The organism is Romboutsia sp. CE17 (assembly GCF_012317385.1).
Taxonomy (GTDB): domain Bacteria; phylum Bacillota; class Clostridia; order Peptostreptococcales; family Peptostreptococcaceae; genus Romboutsia_E.
Genome location: NZ_CP051144.1, coordinates 592370 through 609868, shown reverse-complemented (window position 1 = coordinate 609868; position 17499 = coordinate 592370). Strand labels below are relative to the sequence as shown.

The 17499-nt window shown below is 29.4% G+C and carries 18 protein-coding genes; 1 reads left to right on the top strand and 17 read right to left on the bottom strand.

Features of this window, described 5'->3' with window-relative positions; translation table 11 throughout:
* Nucleotides 1-124: 124 nt before the first annotated feature.
* From rpmA to HF520_RS02935, 6 genes are all read right to left on the bottom strand, one after another.
* Nucleotides 125-415, bottom strand: coding sequence for a 50S ribosomal protein L27 (gene rpmA / locus HF520_RS02960; RefSeq protein WP_122640283.1), 291 nt, complete (start codon nt 413-415; stop codon nt 125-127).
* Nucleotides 416-429: 14 nt separating this feature from the next.
* Nucleotides 430-747 (bottom strand): ribosomal-processing cysteine protease Prp, encoded by a 318-nt coding sequence (locus HF520_RS02955; protein WP_168572604.1) that lies wholly within the window; start codon nt 745-747, stop codon nt 430-432.
* Nucleotides 748-763: 16 nt separating this feature from the next.
* Nucleotides 764-1075 (bottom strand): 50S ribosomal protein L21, encoded by a 312-nt coding sequence (gene rplU / locus HF520_RS02950; protein ID WP_153925695.1) that lies wholly within the window; start codon nt 1073-1075, stop codon nt 764-766.
* Between the two features lie 117 nt (nt 1076-1192).
* Nucleotides 1193-2596, bottom strand: coding sequence for an Rne/Rng family ribonuclease (locus HF520_RS02945; RefSeq protein ID WP_168572603.1), 1404 nt, complete (start codon nt 2594-2596; stop codon nt 1193-1195).
* Nucleotides 2597-2782: 186 nt separating this feature from the next.
* Nucleotides 2783-3481 carry a TIGR03936 family radical SAM-associated protein gene (locus HF520_RS02940; RefSeq protein WP_168572602.1) on the bottom strand — a complete coding sequence of 233 codons (699 nt, stop codon included), beginning with the start codon at nt 3479-3481 and terminating at the stop codon, nt 2783-2785.
* A 2-nt stretch (nt 3482-3483) separates the two neighbouring features.
* The gene (locus tag HF520_RS02935) at nt 3484-5328 is read right to left on the bottom strand and encodes a TIGR03960 family B12-binding radical SAM protein (protein WP_168572601.1); all 1845 of its coding nucleotides are present in this window, start codon (nt 5326-5328) and stop codon (nt 3484-3486) included.
* A 336-nt stretch (nt 5329-5664) separates the two neighbouring features.
* On the opposite strand from HF520_RS02935, the gene HF520_RS02930 reads away from it, so the two are divergent.
* Nucleotides 5665-6858 carry an FprA family A-type flavoprotein gene (locus HF520_RS02930; RefSeq protein ID WP_168572600.1) on the top strand — a complete coding sequence of 398 codons (1194 nt, stop codon included), beginning with the start codon at nt 5665-5667 and terminating at the stop codon, nt 6856-6858.
* Between the two features lie 210 nt (nt 6859-7068).
* Here HF520_RS02930 and mgsA read toward each other — a convergent pair whose 3' ends face one another.
* From mgsA to HF520_RS02875, 11 genes are all read right to left on the bottom strand, one after another.
* On the bottom strand, nt 7069-7482 hold the full coding sequence (gene mgsA / locus HF520_RS02925; protein WP_168574733.1) for a methylglyoxal synthase: 414 nt from the start codon (nt 7480-7482) through the stop codon (nt 7069-7071).
* Nucleotides 7483-7503: 21 nt separating this feature from the next.
* A complete protein-coding gene (rodA, locus tag HF520_RS02920) occupies nt 7504-8622 on the bottom strand; it encodes a rod shape-determining protein RodA (protein ID WP_168572599.1) in 1119 nt (372 codons plus the stop codon).
* A 68-nt stretch (nt 8623-8690) separates the two neighbouring features.
* Nucleotides 8691-8975, bottom strand: a complete 285-nt coding sequence (minE, locus tag HF520_RS02915; RefSeq protein ID WP_168572598.1) for a cell division topological specificity factor MinE — start codon at nt 8973-8975, stop codon at nt 8691-8693.
* Between the two features lie 17 nt (nt 8976-8992).
* Nucleotides 8993-9790, bottom strand: coding sequence for a septum site-determining protein MinD (minD, locus tag HF520_RS02910; RefSeq protein WP_168572597.1), 798 nt, complete (start codon nt 9788-9790; stop codon nt 8993-8995).
* A gap of 26 nt (nt 9791-9816) precedes the next feature.
* Nucleotides 9817-10500 carry a septum site-determining protein MinC gene (locus HF520_RS02905; RefSeq protein WP_168572596.1) on the bottom strand — a complete coding sequence of 228 codons (684 nt, stop codon included), beginning with the start codon at nt 10498-10500 and terminating at the stop codon, nt 9817-9819.
* A 61-nt stretch (nt 10501-10561) separates the two neighbouring features.
* Nucleotides 10562-13576 carry a penicillin-binding transpeptidase domain-containing protein gene (locus tag HF520_RS02900; RefSeq protein WP_168572595.1) on the bottom strand — a complete coding sequence of 1005 codons (3015 nt, stop codon included), beginning with the start codon at nt 13574-13576 and terminating at the stop codon, nt 10562-10564.
* An 11-nt stretch (nt 13577-13587) separates the two neighbouring features.
* Nucleotides 13588-14076, bottom strand: a complete 489-nt coding sequence (mreD, locus tag HF520_RS02895; RefSeq protein ID WP_168572594.1) for a rod shape-determining protein MreD — start codon at nt 14074-14076, stop codon at nt 13588-13590.
* Between the two features lie 13 nt (nt 14077-14089).
* A complete protein-coding gene (gene mreC, locus HF520_RS02890; protein WP_243155183.1) occupies nt 14090-14986 on the bottom strand; it encodes a rod shape-determining protein MreC in 897 nt (298 codons plus the stop codon).
* A gap of 8 nt (nt 14987-14994) precedes the next feature.
* A complete protein-coding gene (locus HF520_RS02885) occupies nt 14995-16005 on the bottom strand; it encodes a rod shape-determining protein (protein WP_168574731.1) in 1011 nt (336 codons plus the stop codon).
* A 101-nt stretch (nt 16006-16106) separates the two neighbouring features.
* Complete coding sequence (gene radC / locus HF520_RS02880) at nt 16107-16766, bottom strand: RadC family protein (protein WP_168574730.1); 660 nt, start codon at nt 16764-16766, stop codon at nt 16107-16109.
* Between the two features lie 44 nt (nt 16767-16810).
* The gene (locus HF520_RS02875) at nt 16811-17395 is read right to left on the bottom strand and encodes a Maf family protein (protein ID WP_168572593.1); all 585 of its coding nucleotides are present in this window, start codon (nt 17393-17395) and stop codon (nt 16811-16813) included.
* Between the last annotated feature and the right edge of the window lie 104 nt (nt 17396-17499).

Here is a 17499-nt window from a genome sequence, read left to right as displayed (position 1 = left end):
ATCACCTACTTGATTAAGACTTTTTTCTTTAGTTTTTCCAAATACTTAATATTATATATGTATTTTGAAAAATCATATATTTAAAATAAAAAGGAGTGTAAGAACACTCCTTTTCTCATATATATTATTCAGCAATAGATACTGGATATACGCTTACTTTTTTTCTTTTCTTGTCTTTTCTTTCGAACTTAACAGTACCGTCTATTAATGCGAATAAAGTGTCATCTCCACCTTTACCTACATTAGTTCCTGGATGTATCTTAGTTCCTCTTTGTCTTACTATTATACTACCAGCAGTAACTACTTGTCCGTCATATCTCTTAACACCTAATCTCTTAGATATAGAATCTCTACCGTTTTTAGAAGACCCTACCCCTTTCTTAGATGCAAGTAATTGTAAGTTCATGTTTAACATATTGGAGTCACCCCCTACTTTTTTAAGATTTTTATATTTTTTGGGTATTCCCGTTTAATTTCTTGAATAGCCAATTGAAAATGATTTAATAATAGCTGAGATTTATCTAAAGATGTATCTTTAACAATACATTCTATATGTCCTTCTTTAGCTTCTATTTTTTCAAATTCAACCTTCTGTAATTTGTCTAAAGAGTTTATAACTGCAACTGCATTTGATGTAACTGCAGAACAAACTATATCATAACCTATTTCGGCATAATCAGCATGTCCCTTTAAACAAAAACCTTTAAGTAAGAAATCGTCATTATAATAATAGTTAACTTTTATCATTAAACAAACCTAAATATTAAGCGTTTATTTTTTCTATAACTATCTTAGTGTATGGTTGACGATGTCCTTGCTTTCTTCTGTAGTCTTTTTTAGCTTTGTACTTGAAAACTACAACTTTCTTAGCTTTACCTTGTTCAACAACCTTAGCTTGAACAGAAGCACCTTCAACAACTGGAGAACCAACAACTAACTCTCCATCCTTAGTGCAAGCTAAAACTTCGTTTAAAGTTACAACATCACCAGCGTTAGCTTCTAACTTTTCAACGAATAATACATCACCTTCAGCAACTTTGTATTGCTTTCCACCTGTTTTTACTATAGCGTACATTAAATACACCTCCTCGGTCCAAAACTCGCCATCAAGGTAATTTCAAAAGAAATTTTTTGACCTTTTCTGTGCGGCATTACATTTATTAATAATACTATGTTTCTTAATATTTGTCAACTAAGTATTAAAAATAATATTTATTTTTTCATAACTTATATTGTCACTACCTGTCGGCTTAATAATAATATCATATTTTTCACTTATTGTGTCTAAAATTTTTTCCCATTTTTGATTTATTTCTTTAAAAACTTCACTATTTAATTCTAAAGTTATATTCTTATAAGATGTATGCTCACTTATTCTCATTATCTCTTTTTCTATATCATCTAGTATACAATTAATTGATTTTAAATTAGATTTTTCTTTGCATATCGGGCACTCCCCTAAATAATAATTTTCTACTGAGCTTTTATCTCTTCTTCTTGCTACTTCTACTAATCCTAGTCTTGTTAAACCTAAAACCTCTGATTTTCTCTTATCTTTTTTAAGTTCTAGATCTAATGTTTTTAACAGCTCATTTTTATATTCTTTTTTTTGCATATCTATAAAATCAATTATTATTATTCCCCCTATATCCCTAATTCTTAATTGTCTTGCAATTTCTGTAGCTGCTTCTAAATTAGTTTTATATACGGTTTCTTCTAATTTAACATTTCCTGTAAATTTACCTGTGTTAACATCTATAACAGTCATAGCTTCAGTTTTATCTATTACTAAATAGCCTCCACTTTTTAACCATATTTTTTTATTTAGAGATTTTTCAATTTGATTACTTACCTTATATAAATCAAATACATCTTTATTTTTTTCTAATACTAACTTGCTGATGTATTCTTTATTTATTTTCTTTAATACTGATTTTAATTCTTCATACTTTTCTTCATTATTGACAACAATCTTATCTACATATTCATTCACATTATCTTTTACATACTTAGTCGCAAAGTCTAGTTCTTTGTACAAAAGCTTTGGGCCAATTCCTAATTTAAATTCTTTACATATTACTTCATATTTAGCTTTAAGCTCCTCAAAATCTGATTTAAGTTCTTCTAAAGTACACCCTTGAGCTTCAGTTCTCACTATTACTCCTAAATTTTCTTTATTTATAATATTTATTATCTTTTTTAATCTAAATCTTTCCTTCTCATTAGTTATTCTATTAGACATAGTAGTTCTATCGTTAGATGGAATATATACTAAATACCTTCCAGCAAGACTTATTTCTAAATTAAGCTTCGGACCCTTAGTACCTATACCTTCCTTGCTTACTTGAACCATTATATCCTGCCCTGACTTTATTTCTTTATTTTTTCCTATATGTAAATACGCTAATTTATCAAAGCCTATATCTATAAATGCAGCTTCCATTCCTGGCTTTATATTTTTTACTACTCCTCTATATATATTAGATACTATTTTTTCATTTGTATTATCTTCTATAAGTAATTCTATTAATTTATTATCCTCTAATATTGCTGTTTTTTGTGATAAAACTAAAGACTCTACAACTATATTTTTCATCTATATTTCCTTTCATATTCTCTTTTATTACTATATATTTTAGTATAAACTAATTTTAACTTAATAATCAAATTATAAGTATATCTTAACATAACTATATTTCATAAGTTGTCCACAGTTATTAAATTAATATAATTTCCTTATAAACACAAAAAAGACTACTTTAGTTAAAGTAGTCTTTTAAAATTACATAGGAGAAACTAACTGATCATTCTCTACTACAAATAATTCTCTCCTTAATATATCAACATCTAGTGGATCCATATCTAAGTCTAACATTTCTAATACTTTTGGTATAAATATGTTTGTATTTAAATTAGCTTTAGATCCCGTAGCTATTGTAGCTATTAAAATAAGATTGTTTTCTTCTAAACTTAAAATATCAAAGAATCTTATCATAGGTCTAATATTAGATTCTACAATTTTACCTTTTTTGTTTTTCTTAGTTATCATTATTTCTTCTTTATTCATAAAATCAGCTATTCTTGATTTCACAAATTCCTTACTTAAAGGTGTTTCTAATTCTATATTAAATAAATATTCTCCATATTCTATTGTAGAAGCTAATGAAGGAGTTTTAGGATCTATTTCCTCAGCCTTAACAAACTCTATACCTTGTGGTAATTCTTCATTTATTCTAGTTAAGAACTCTTCTACGCCTATTTCTTCTTCTATTTCTATATCTACATACTCTCCATAACTTTCAGTACCTAATGCTAATGCATTTCCATAACTCATCTTTGGATGAGGGTTGTATCCTTGAGAATAAGATAACTCTATATCAGCTCTTCTAAAAGCTCTTTGTAAAAGTTTTTGTAAATCAAGATGTGATATGTATATCATATCGCCTTCTTTTTTAAATTTTACTCTTATTATTTTACTCATAATTAACATAACCCCCTTGTGATGTCATTTACATTTATTCCACATCCATGACACTTGTGTCTACAATCTGGAGATATTTTGTCCTCTCTTGCTTTTTCATTTTCTCTTATTAAGAACTTCTTAGTAACTCCTACATCTATATGATCCCAAGGAAATACTTCTTCGTAATTTCTTTCTCTATTAGCATAGAATGCTATATCAAGATTATTATTTTCCATAGCTTCTTTCCATGTATCTAAGTTAAAGTACTCTGACCATCCGTCAAACTTAGCACCAGCTTTAAATGCATCTAATATAACCTTACCTATTCTTCTATCTCCTCTTGCAATAACAGCTTCCATTAAACTAGTCTTAGAATCGTGGTAGTTATATTTTATATCTTTATTTTTTAATTTTTTAACTAAATGTCTTTGTTTCTCTACTACTTCTTCTGTGTAGTCCTGTCCATGCCATTGGAATGGCGTAAATGGTTTTGGTACAAATGTAGATGTACTTACTGTTACTGAGAAACTTCTTCTTAGTTTTCCACCATTAACATCTCTATAAGTATCTATAACATCATATGCAAGGTTTGCTATACCATCTAAATCATCATAAGTTTCTGTTGGAAGACCTATCATGAAGTATAACTTAACACTATTCCATCCCATTTCAAATGCTTTTCTAGTAGCATTTTTTAAGTCTTCCTCACTTACACCCTTATTTATAACATCTCTTAATCTTTGAGTTCCTGCTTCTGGTGCAAATGTAAGTCCTGATTTTCTTACTTGTTGTATTTTTTCTGCTATTTCCATAGAGAAGTTGTCAAGTCTAAGTGATGGAAGTGATATACCTACATTTTGTGGAGTATATTCATCAACTAAGAAATCTGTTAATTCTCTTAATTGACTATAATCACTTGTACTTAGTGAAGATAGTGATATTTCATCATATCCAGTATTTTTAACTAACTTTTCAACTATTTCTTTTAATCTATCTACACTTTTCTCTCTTATTGGTCTGTATATCATACCTGCTTGGCAGAATCTACATCCTCTTGTACATCCTCTGAATAATTCTAAAACTACTCTATTGTGTACTGTATCTATATAAGGAACTATAAGTCTATCTGGATAATCTACAGTTTCTACATCCCTTATTATTCTTTTTCTAACCTTAGCTGGAACACCTTCTCTGTTAGGTAGTACTTCTTTAACTGTTCCATCTTCATTATATATAACATCATAGAAGCTTGGTATATAAACTCCTTCTATTTTGGCTACTTTTAATAAGAAATCTTCTCTAGTAGTTTTATTTTGCTTCCACTCCTTATATGCATTTATAACTTCTAAGTTAACCTCTTCGCCCTCTCCTAAAATTACTATATCAACAAAGTCAGCTAGAGGTTCTACGTTATATGCACAAGGACCTCCTACTAATATAAATGGATCATCTAATTTTCTATCTTCTCTAAGTAGTGGTATGTTCGCTAAATCTAATATATTTAAAATATTTGTATACGAAAGTTCATATTGCAATGTAAATGTTACAAAATCAAAGTTAGTTATAGGCTCTCTTGATTCTAATGCAAACATTGGTATATTTTTTTCTCTCATTATATTTTCCATATCTACAGCTGGAGAATATACTCTTTCACAAAATACATCTTCATCTTTATTTATTACGTGATAAAGGATATGACTACCTAAGTGGCTCATCCCTACTTCATAAAGATCAGGAAAGCAATGAGCATATCTTATTAAGTTTGGATTACTCGTATCTTTATGTATAGAGTTTACTTCATTTCCAAGATATCTAGCAGGTTTTTCAACCTTTTTTAAAATTCTTCTTAAGTCTACTTTATTCATTTATTATTGAAACCTCCAATAAATTTATTCTTTTAAAAGCATAATTTTTATTATACACTATAATATATACATAATGTAGCAAATTTTTATTTTTGATATTTAAGTTGTTGAAAATATAACTGTCTAATTTAGAATAATATTGTATTTTTTAAAATATTTGTTGAATTATCGATTATTTTATAAAAAATAGCTAATAATAAATTGTACTTTGAATATATTTTTAAAAAAATTTTATAAAAATATTTATAAAAAATCTATATTTGTTTATATTATTTATATATGGGTATAAAATATACATGTATGTATATAATTAGTTAATTACTAGGAGGTTGTGTAATGAGTAAAGTATTTGAAGTAAAAGAAGATATCTACTTTACAGGAGTTGTAGACAAAGATTTAGAGGTTTTTGATATAATAATGGAGACTGAATTTGGTACAACTTATAATTCTTATATAATAAAAGATGAGAAGACTGTTTTATTCGATACAGTTAAACCAAATTTTAAAGATGAATTTATAAATAACATATCAGAAATCACTGATATTAAAGATATAGACTATGTAGTAATACATCATACTGAGCCAGATCACGCTGGTAGTTTAAAATATATATTAGATATAAATCCTAATATCGAAGTATATTGTACAAAGGCTGCAAAGCTATACTTAGATGAACAAATAAACAGACCATTTAAATGTCACGTGATAAAAGATGGAGAGACTTTAAATATAGGTAAAAGAACTTTAAAATTCATAGTTGCACCATTCTTACACTGGGCAGATACAATGTTCACTTATGTTGAAGAGTCTAAAACATTATTTACATGTGATGCTTTTGGATGTCACTTCGCAAGCGTTGATGCTGACTGTGTAGAAAGTAAAGATTACTTAAAGTCTGCTAGACATTACTTCGATTGTATAGTTAAGCCATTCTCTAAACATGTTTTAAGTGCTGTAAATAAGGTTGTTGACTTAGGAATAGAATTTGATACAATTCTTACTTCTCATGGTCCAATGCTTACTAAAGACCCTATGGCTGCAGTTAAAAGATATGTAGAATGGTCAACAGAAACAGTTGAGCATACTAACCAAAACCAAGTTGCAGTGTTCTATTTATCTGCATATACTAATACTTTAGCTATGGCTAAAAAAATAGAAGAAGGTTTACTTGCAGAAGGTGCAAAAGCTAAATTATATGACTTAGAAGAGTTAAGCCTTCAAGAAATGCACGATGCAGTAGTTATGTCAAAAGTAATACTTTTAGGATCTCCAACAATAAACAAAACTATGGTTAAACCAATGTGGGATTTATTCTCTGTTATTGACCCTATGGCTAACCAAGGTAAAATAGCAGGTGTATTCGGTTCATATGGATGGAGTGGAGAAGGTATATCAATGGCTGAAAATAATTTAAAAGCTATGATGTTCAAGATGCCAGTTCCAACACTTAAGAAGAAATTCTTCCCATGTGAAAATACACTATCTGAATGTGTAGAATTCGGTAAAGAATTTGCTAAATTAGTTAAATAATTTAAATAATTAACAAAAAAGAGTATTTGAATAAATACTCTTTTTTATATCTCTATATCATTTCTTATTTATAAATATTCAATATAAATATATATAAATTTTTGTAAATAAAAAGAGTCACCTACTCAAATATCAAAACGATATTAAATAGATAACTCTATATTTTACTCCCATATATAAAAACTATTAAATAGTCTCATACACTATTACTTAAACTCTTTGACTAGTAGTTTTTCTAACTTCTCTCCAAGATAATTCTCCTCTATCAAGTGCTTTTATAAATATCTCAGCAGAAGCTAAATTTGTAGCAACAGGTACATTATAAACATCACAAAGTCTAACTAAAGCTTGTATATCTGGTTCATGTGCTTGAGATGTAAGTGGATCTCTTAAGAAAATAACTAAATCTATATCTTGAGTTACTATTAATGACCCTATTTGCTGATCACCACCTAGTGGACCAGATGCAAGTCTTTTAATTTTAAGTTCTGTTTCATCCATTATTTTCTTTCCTGTAGTTCCAGTAGCATATAAGCCATACTTCTTAAGTATATTTTCATATGCTATACAAAATCCTATCATTGTATTCTTCATTTCATCATGCGCTACTAATGCAATATTCATCATATCCCCTTCTCCTTTGTGCTAAAAGTTTATTTTTTTCTTTCTCATACATACATTTAAAACTAATCCTAAGTTTGCTAATGAGGTTAATAATGAACTACCTCCATAACTTATAAATGGTAATGTTACTCCTGTAACAGGAATTAAAGCAACTGTCATACCTATATTTTGAATAATTTGATATGCAAACATCCCCATTACTCCTACTACAATTAATGTTCCATAAAAATCCTTTGCTTCCCGTGCTATAGATAACATTCTAAGCAAGAAAATTACATATAAAGCTATAACTAAGGTCATACCCAAAACACCTAACTCTTCACCTATAACAGCAAATATAAAATCACTATCTTGTACAGGTAAAAAGTCATTTTGACTTTGACTTCCTTCATATAGACCTTTACCTGTAAAACCACCTGATCCTATTGCTATTAAAGACTGTATAACTTGATAGTTCCCTTTATAGCTAGGATCATCTGGATGTAAAAAGGCCTCTATTCTTTCTTTTTGATGACTTGCCATCATCATATACATAATAGGCAAAGAAACAAGACCTATTATTATAGTTCTTTTTATAAGCTTTATATCAAGTCCTGCTGTAAAAAGCATAGCTGCTATTATACAACAAAATACTATAGCAGTACCTAAGTCTGGCTGTGCAAATAATAAACCTATAAAAGGAAATGCATAAATTACTAAAGGCATTATCTCTTTTAAGTTATTTAGCTTCCCTTTTTTAGACTCTACTATTTTAGCATAACTAAGTATAAATGTCAGCTTAACAAGCTCTGATGTTTGAAAATCTAAAGGACCTAACTTAAGCCATGATACAGCTCCACCTCTGTTTTGTCCCAAACCTGGTATTAGTACTACTACTAATAGTAACAAACTAATTAAATAAAGCCCTTTATAATATTTACCTAAGAAATTATAATCAAAAAGTAGTATTAAAATTATCATACCAATACCTAGCAAAAACGCCAAACCTTGCTTATATAATTGGCTATAATTCCCTGTATCATTTGCATGAGTTGCACTACTAAGTATAAGTATACCAAAAGAAAATATTAATAAAACAGTAAAAATCAATTTCCAGTCTAATTCTTTTATTAGTTTTATTGTATTCTTATATGCGCCCAATATATCACCGTCTTTCTACTTTCTATATAAGCAAATAAGGGGTACGTATCTAAGATACCCCCCCTGTATTATATTCTTCTCTCTTTTATGTTTTTTAATGGTATATTAGCCACTAATGCAGATACTGGCATATCATCATTTTCACCTCTTGATTTAGACATTTTTATTTCTAAACCATTTTCTTCTATTTCTGCATAGTTTGCTATAACCTTTAGAATATCATCTTTTATCATATCCAAAAGTTGAGGAGAGCAATCCACTCTATCATGAACTAAAACTAATTTTAATCTTTCTTTGGCAACTGATTTACTAGTTTTAGACTCATTAGAGAAAACTTTAAATATATCTAACATGGACTCTTCCCCCTTTCCTATCTTGCCATACCAAACATTTTCTTAATTTTATTGAAAAATGTATTTTCATTTTCTATTTCTAACAAAGGTACATCTTCACCTAATATTCTTCTAGCTATATTTTTATAAGCTTGCCCAGCCAAAGATTTTTGATCAAGTATTGCTGGTTCTCCTTTATTAGTTGAAACTATTATACTCTCATCATCAGGAACTAATCCTAATAAATCTATAGCAAGTATCTCTAATATATCCTGCTTATCCATCATATCGCCACGTCTAACCATATCATGTCTTATTCTATTTATAACTAATCTTATATCTTTTATTTCATTTGCTTCTAATAATCCTATTATTCTATCAGCATCTCTAACAGCAGATACCTCTGGATTTGTAACCACTATAGCTCTTGTTGCTCCTGCTATAGCATTTTTAAAACCTTGCTCTATACCAGCAGGACAATCTATAAGTATATAATCAAATGACTCTTTAAGTTTTTCACATAAATCTGACATTTGCTCTACTGATAATGCATTCTTATCTCTTGTTTGGGCTGCAGGTAATAAGTATAAATTATCAAATCTTTTATCTTTAATTAAAGCTTGCTTTAATCTACAAGTACCTTCTACAACATCAACTATATCATATACTATTCTGTTTTCAAGACCCATAACTACATCTAAGTTTCTAAGTCCAATATCTGCATCAACAATAACAGTTTTTTTATTTTCTAAACTTAGAGCAGTTCCTAGGTTTGCTGCGGTAGTAGTTTTTCCAACTCCACCTTTACCTGATGTTATAACTATAACTTCGCTCATAATACTACCCCCTATGGATTTCCTTGTTATTTTATTGTTTTGGATGAGTAACTTTCTATCACTATCCTACCTTTACTTACGAAGGCTATTTCTGGACTAATTTCTTTTTCTTTTTCATAAACGTCATCATCGTCAGGTGCTTCAGCAATATTATTTGCAATCTGAAGTATTTTAGGATTTAAATGGTTTGCAACTACATATGCATTTTCATTACCTAATGCACCCGCATGTATAAATCCAGTTACACTTCCCATCACTATTACATTGCCTCCTGCTACAACCCTAGCTCCAGAATTAATATCCCCCATGACAACTGTATTTCCTTTTGAATTAATTTGAGAACCCGGCTTCATATCTTTCATTACAACTACATCACCATCAAAATCAATATTTTCACCAGATCTTAAATTGCTTACATATTTAGTCTGAAAATTACTAAGTTCTAATTGTGCTTCATCTTCTACAAATTCAATATCAAATCTAGATGTAATATCATGTTTTAATTCTAGTATTTGTATATCACTTAAGTAATCACAGTTAATGGCACAAATTTTTGCTCCATTAAAAAAACCTACCGAAGTCTCTAGCCTATCAATTATGCCGTTTCTTATTTCATCAAAAGGTGCTACTTTTGTAATATTTAAAATTATCCCTCTTTTATTTCCTTTGAATTCAACTAATTCTTTAGGAGTAAAATTTCTCAAAGACATAACAACCTCCAGAGTGATATCATCTTAATCTTATATTCTTCACAAACTGAGTCAAATCCTTTTAATTTTTAATTTGTGAACCAAAATTTATATCCTTATCTTCTAAAATACCATTTTTTTCTTCTGTATTTTCTTCATTTGTTTCAGTTTTATTTGTGTCTTTATTTAATCCCATATACGCACCTATTACTTCTCTTACTGGTAATAAAGCATATGTACTTGTAGCTCCTTGAGGTATCATAACTACAACTGCTATTTCTGGATCATCTGCAGGAGCAAAAGCGACACTCCATGCAAAAGGATCATAACTAGATTTAAATTGATCTATATCATCATCTGTTATCTTTGGATTCAATTCTTTAATTGCTTTTCTTAGGTAAGATGATTTAACTTTGTCAGTATCTTCTAATTTAACACTTACTCCTTCAGCTAATTCATCTTCTAATTCTTTTCTTTCTTTTTCATCTAGCTCTTTATCTTTTAATTTTTCTTTTATTTCTAATTCTCTCTCTTTAGAAAGTTCTTCTTCTCTTTCTTTTATCAACTTATTAGAAAGGCTTACAGCTTCTTCCTTAGAGACACCATAAGAGTCCATATGACTTAATAAATATTCTTCTTCATTTGCAGTTGGTATTTTTCCACTTTTTTCAGCTGTACCTGTTTTAGCTGCAACAGATACTGGTAATGTATCAAATATACTCTTCGCACTACTTAAAGTAGTCATTCGTTTCATACCTTCTACTAACTCTTTTAGATTATCACTATCTTTAAAATCTATCTTTTTAACTTCATCCGTTCCCTCTTCTACATCTTTATAATCACTAGATATAGATTTTTTTACCACAGATAAATCTACTAAATTTCCTCCATTGGCTATAGCTGCTACATATCTAGCAATTTGAGCAGGAGTATAAGCATTTTCACCTTGTCCTATAGCAAGGTTGAATGTATCTGCCTCAGTCCATTTAGCTTGGTTTAAATAATCAAACACTATATCATCAGCTAAAGCTTCTGCTCTCTCTTCCTTTACTTTCATTTTTATAAGTCTATTTATAACTTCTACTCTTCCTGGAGCTTCATCTTCTTCAGCCCAACTCACTATCGTATCAACTCTACTTTCAAACTCTTCAGGATTTTTTTCCTTAGTTATGTCTGTAAAGTCATTTGCCATGTTTTTATTTAAATATGATTTTAGCAGAGTTTGAATCGATTTAAGTTTTTGATCCATTGTTGGAACTGTTCCACCAAGTTCTTCTATCTCTTTATATAAACCTGTTTTTTCATTTAATCCAAATAACTTAGCAGTTTCTAAAATTTTCTCAGGTCCCATATCTATGCCTGGACTAGACCCTCCAATTAAGTTGTTACCTGAACCTATTGTGTAGAAATAAATATTACAAGACTCTTGTATTGCTTTATATAAATTTGTTGCTCCATGATTTCCTCTAGATTTATGCCATATTAAATCTGCAAATGGTCTACTTCCTGCTTTCTTTCCAAAATATACAACACCTGTATCATTTATAGTATAGTTTGGATCCAATCCATTTTCAAGAGCGGCCATACCCGTAATCAATTTAAATGTAGAACCCGGTTGAAATATTCCTTGAGTAACTAAGTTTAATTGTTTACTTGGAGCTAGATAATCATTTTTATTTTCAGGTTCTAGATCTTTATATTCCTCATACGATACGCTTCCTTTTGTAAACAGATTAGGATCATATGATGGGTAACTTACTGATGCTAAAACATCACCAGTCTTTACATCTATTGCAATTAGTGCTCCTGATTTTGCATTTGGTGCAGTCCCTCCAGAAGTTCTATTTCCATATTGACTTTCAAAAGTCCCGCCTTCACTAGCAAATTTTAAGGTTCTTTTTAAAGAATCTTCTGCAACTTCTTGAAGATCTTTATCTATAGTTAAGTATACAGTTTCTCCAGACTCAGGTTCAGAAACTTCAATTTCTTTAGTAATCTTACCTAAAGCATCAACTTGTACCTTCTTATAACCATCAGTACCACGCAATTTTTCTTCATAACTTTTCTCTATACCCGCAAGACCAACTAAGTCACTTTTTAAGTATCCATTTTCTAAATATTTACTTTCACTACTTGAAGGAATTTTTCCTATATGTCCTAATACATGTGCTGCAAGGGTTCCATTAGGATAATATCTTACAGGTTCACTAGACACAGACACCCCTGGCATATCTATAAGATTTTCTTCTATTTGTGATATCGTAGATTCCTTTATACCTTGTGCTATAGTAACCGGATTATATCTAGAGTAACCTTGAGATTTTAATAAATCTCTTACAATAAGTACCTTTCTAGCATCAGATGCACTAATCCCTTTATTTAATGGCAACGTAGTCTTATCACTATAATAATTTCTTATTTCATTAAAAGCTTCTTCTGCACTAATTCCACTTTCATCTATCTTGTATGAAGCTAACCAGTCCACCTTATTTTTTTCTGCAGTGAACATCCATTTACTTACTAATATAGGCGGATATATTGCATTTTTATTTAATTTAGCTTGCAACTTCGAAGCTTCTAATCTTTTATCTTCAGGTGATAATATACCTTCATCTATTGCTTTGTCTACTAAATAGTAAAAAGATTCTTTAGCATTTAGATCTTGAGGTATTCCGTTACTTTCTTTATATTCTTTTATTTCTCTATCATACGTGTAATAATATTTTCCATTTTCAACATATATAGGAAAATTATCTTCGTATTCTTCTCCATTTTTTTCTAATAAATTTATTAGTCTTAATGATATTTCATTAGCTTTACTATTTTTATTTTCATCTGTTTTACTTATACCATCCGCTGATACCTGAACTGTGAATTGATTTTTAGTTGTAGCTAATACTCTTCCATACCTATCCTTTATTTCACCTCTTGATGCCTTTATAGGTATTTCTTTATACGTCTTATTCTCAGCTAGCTCTGTATAATAGTCATACTTAAATGAAGCCATATATACAATTTTAACTAGTATTACTGCAAAAATTATAAGTAACATATTTTTTATAATTATAAATCTATCATTTACTTTTTTATCGTCCATTTAATCACCAACTACTCTTCTTTAAGCTTTAATATATTTTGCTTAAATACACCGTATATAATTAAGCTTAATATACTATTTATTATTGGTATAATAAATATACCCTTTAATACCATCGTTAGTATTCCATAACTATTGTAAACTAAGGTAGTAGCTGTTATATTTACCATAGAATCAAATATACTAGTTATAATTACTAGTGTTGCGATTGTAACATAACTTTCTTTGTATATTTTATTTCTTAAAGAACTAATTCCATAACATATAGAAAATAAAACTAAAGCATTTATACCAAAAATTCCTCCTAGGGTTATATCCTTAGTTATACCTATTATAGCACCTATAATTCCTGCTTCTAAATCGTCAAAATATAAGGATATTATGGTACAATAAATTAATACTAAACTAAAACTAACACCAAATATATCTATGTAATTTGTAATGCTACCTTCGATAATTACAAGCAGTATGCCTATAAGACAAAGTAAAAATCTTTTCATAATTCTTATCCCCTTATCCTATATTCCTTGGTTCTATTACTGTAACATCATCAATATTTTTAAAATCTACATATGGTTTAACAATTACGTATTTTAAAGACTTGTTTTTGTCATCAATTACTTTTTCAACCTTGCCTATTATTATCCCCTCTGGATATAATCCTAGGCCTGAAGTAACCACTGTATCTCCTGGCAAAACATCATAAGATGAGTCAAACATATATCCTTGTAAATATCCATTTTCCTTAGAGTACTTTTCATTACTAATATCTGAACTATGAGTTATCATGCCTTTATAGTCAGAATTTTTTAGCAATTTAAAACTTACTGATGATTTTGTATCTAGTAAAGAAATTGCCTTGCTATAATTCTCAGATACTTCATATACTATCCCTACTAATCCACTTCCATTTACGACCAAACTATCTTTTTTTATGCCAGATTTACTTCCTGCGCCTATTACAAATGTCGTATACCAATTCCCATCATTTTTACCTACAACACTTGCTGAAACTTTATTAGCTTGATATTGTTCAGGAATAAAATTTAGTGATTTCTTTAATTCTTGTAAAGATTTTTCTTCACTAATTTTACTACTCAATTCAGTAATCTCTTTCTTTAGCTCTTCATTTTCTTTTTCTAATTCTTCAATTTTATTTGCATTCTTCTTATAGTTTATAATTTCACTGAAGTTTTTTTGTAAGAAAGTGAATCCTTTATTAAGACTACTTTCTATAGATGCTGCTCCATCTAATACTATTTCAGCGTTGAGAGGACTATTTCCAGAATATTTACCAATAGATATTCCTACAATTCCAATTAAAGTGATAGCAACTGTCGCTGTTGCTATCACTTTTGCATTTAATTTCTTTTTGTCCTTTTTATCATTATTAAATTTCAAGACAATCACCAACTTTATTATCTTCTAGTATTCATCATTAATACTTTCTCGAATATTTCTTGATCTTCCACTGATTTACCAGTTCCTAATGCAACACAATCTAATGGTTCATCTGCTATTGTTACTGGCATTCCTGTTTCTTGTTTAATTAATTTATCTAATCCTCTAAGTAATGCTCCCCCTCCCGTTAGCATTATTCCATTTTCCATTATGTCTGATGCTAATTCTGGTGGAGTTTTTTCTAAAGTTGATTTTATTGCGTCTATTATAGCACTTATTGGCTCCTTTAATGCTTCTCTAACTTCTGTTGAAGATATTTCTACTGTTTTTGGAAGACCTGATATTAAGTCTCTACCTCTTATTTGCATATCACTTTCTTGGTCTTCTTTAAAAGTCGAACCTATGCTTATTTTTATATCTTCGGCAGTTCTTTCACCTATCATTAAGTTATACTCTTTTTTAACATAGCTAACTATAGAATCATCAAATTTATTACCACCGACTCTTACAGATTCAGCTGATACTATACCACCTAAAGATATAACTGCTATTTCAGAAGTACCACCACCGATATCTACTATCATGTTACCTTCTGGTTCTTCTACTTTAAGACCAGCACCAATTGCCGCTGCCATCGGTTCTTCTATAAGATAAGCATCCTTCGCTCCTGCTTGTCTTGCAGCCTCTTCTATAGCTCTTTTTTCAACATCTGTTACACCAAATGGTACACATATAGCTATTCTTGGACTTACAACACCTTTTTTAGCTGCAGCTTTTTGTATAAAGTAGCTTAACATTGATTGAGTAACATCAAAATCAGCTATAACTCCATCTTTCATTGGTCTTATAGCTACTATATTTCCTGGTGTTCTACCAATCATTCTCTTAGCTTCTTCTCCTACTGCTAAAACTTCTTTACTATCATCTCTTATTGCTACAACTGAAGGTTCTCTTACTACTATACCTTGACCTTTTATATAAACTAAAGTATTTGCTGTTCCTAAGTCGATTCCCATGTCCTTAGTCATTTTTCCAAACCCGAATAAAGAACCGAATCCTTTTTTTTCTTTTTTTTCTTTTTTTTCTTTTTTTTCTTTAGACATATTAATGCTCCTTCCAATATCTTAAATCAAATTATCATGTTTTCCTTAAAGCTATAATACAATCCATCACCTATTATAATATGGTCTATTACTTCAATTCCAATAATATCTCCACATTTAATAAGTCTTTCTGTTATGTTTTTATCCTCCTTTGAGGGTTCAACACTTCCAGATGGATGGTTATGTATTAGTATCATTTTATTACTACTTCTTTTTATCGCTTCTTTAAATACTTCTCTTGGATGAACCAAAGATGAATTTAAAGTTCCAACAGATACATCAACATCTGTTATTATTTCGTTTTTTGTATTCAAAAGAACTACCTTAAAAACTTCCTTTTGATTATATCTTAAGCTTTCCATATAATACTTATATATATCCCAAGGATTTTTGACTTTATACTTATTAGGCTTATAGCTTGAGATCCTCATACCCAATTCTAAAGCAGCCTTAATTTGTGTAGCCTTAGATAATCCTATCCCATCTATTTCACATAGTTCTTCTATACTCATATCTTGTAGATATCTTATTCCTTGTAAGTCTTTATTTATTATATAGTTAGCTAACTCAATAGCATTTCTTTTTTTCGTTCCTGTTCTAAGTAATATAGCTAATAATTCAGCATTGGACAGTACTTTTACTCCATGTTGAATCATTTTTTCTCTAGGTCTTTCCTCTATTGCCATATCTTTCACTTTTTTAGAACAATCAAAAGAACCTTTCAGATAAATCACCCTCCATAAAAAAGATTTACATTAAAATGTTCTTTAAGTAGGTCACTTATTCTAGATATAGGTAATCCAACTATATTGAAGTAATCTCCAGATATACTTTCAACTAACAAACTTCCATATCCCTGAATACCATAAGCACCTGCTTTATCTAAGGATTCCTTAGTATTTATGTAATCTCTTATAGTCTCCTTTGATAAATCTTTAAAAGTTACCTCACTAACTACATAGTCTATTACTTTTTTATCTAAACTTAAGTTAATTAAACTAATACCCGTTATAACTTGATGCTTTTTATTTGATAATAATTCTATCATATTGTATGCATCTTCTTCGTTTTTTGGCTTTCCTAAAATTTGGTCATCCATTACAACAATTGTATCTGCACCAATAACTAAGGCATCTTCATTTTTTCTAGCCACATCCATACATTTTTCAAATGCTAGTCTCATAACCAATTCTTTTGGAGGCTCATTATCTAATATAACCTCATCAATATTACTTGCGACTACCGTAAATTTAACATTTACATTCTCCAAAATCTCTTTTCTTCTTGGAGAAGCTGATGCTAGGATTATATTCATTATCTCACCTCTTCTTGTACTTTGAATTCGTACTTATACAGTTTATCATTATATTGTAAAAAATTCAATGTAAATGTCGAACCTTTTAGTTACATAATTGTTAT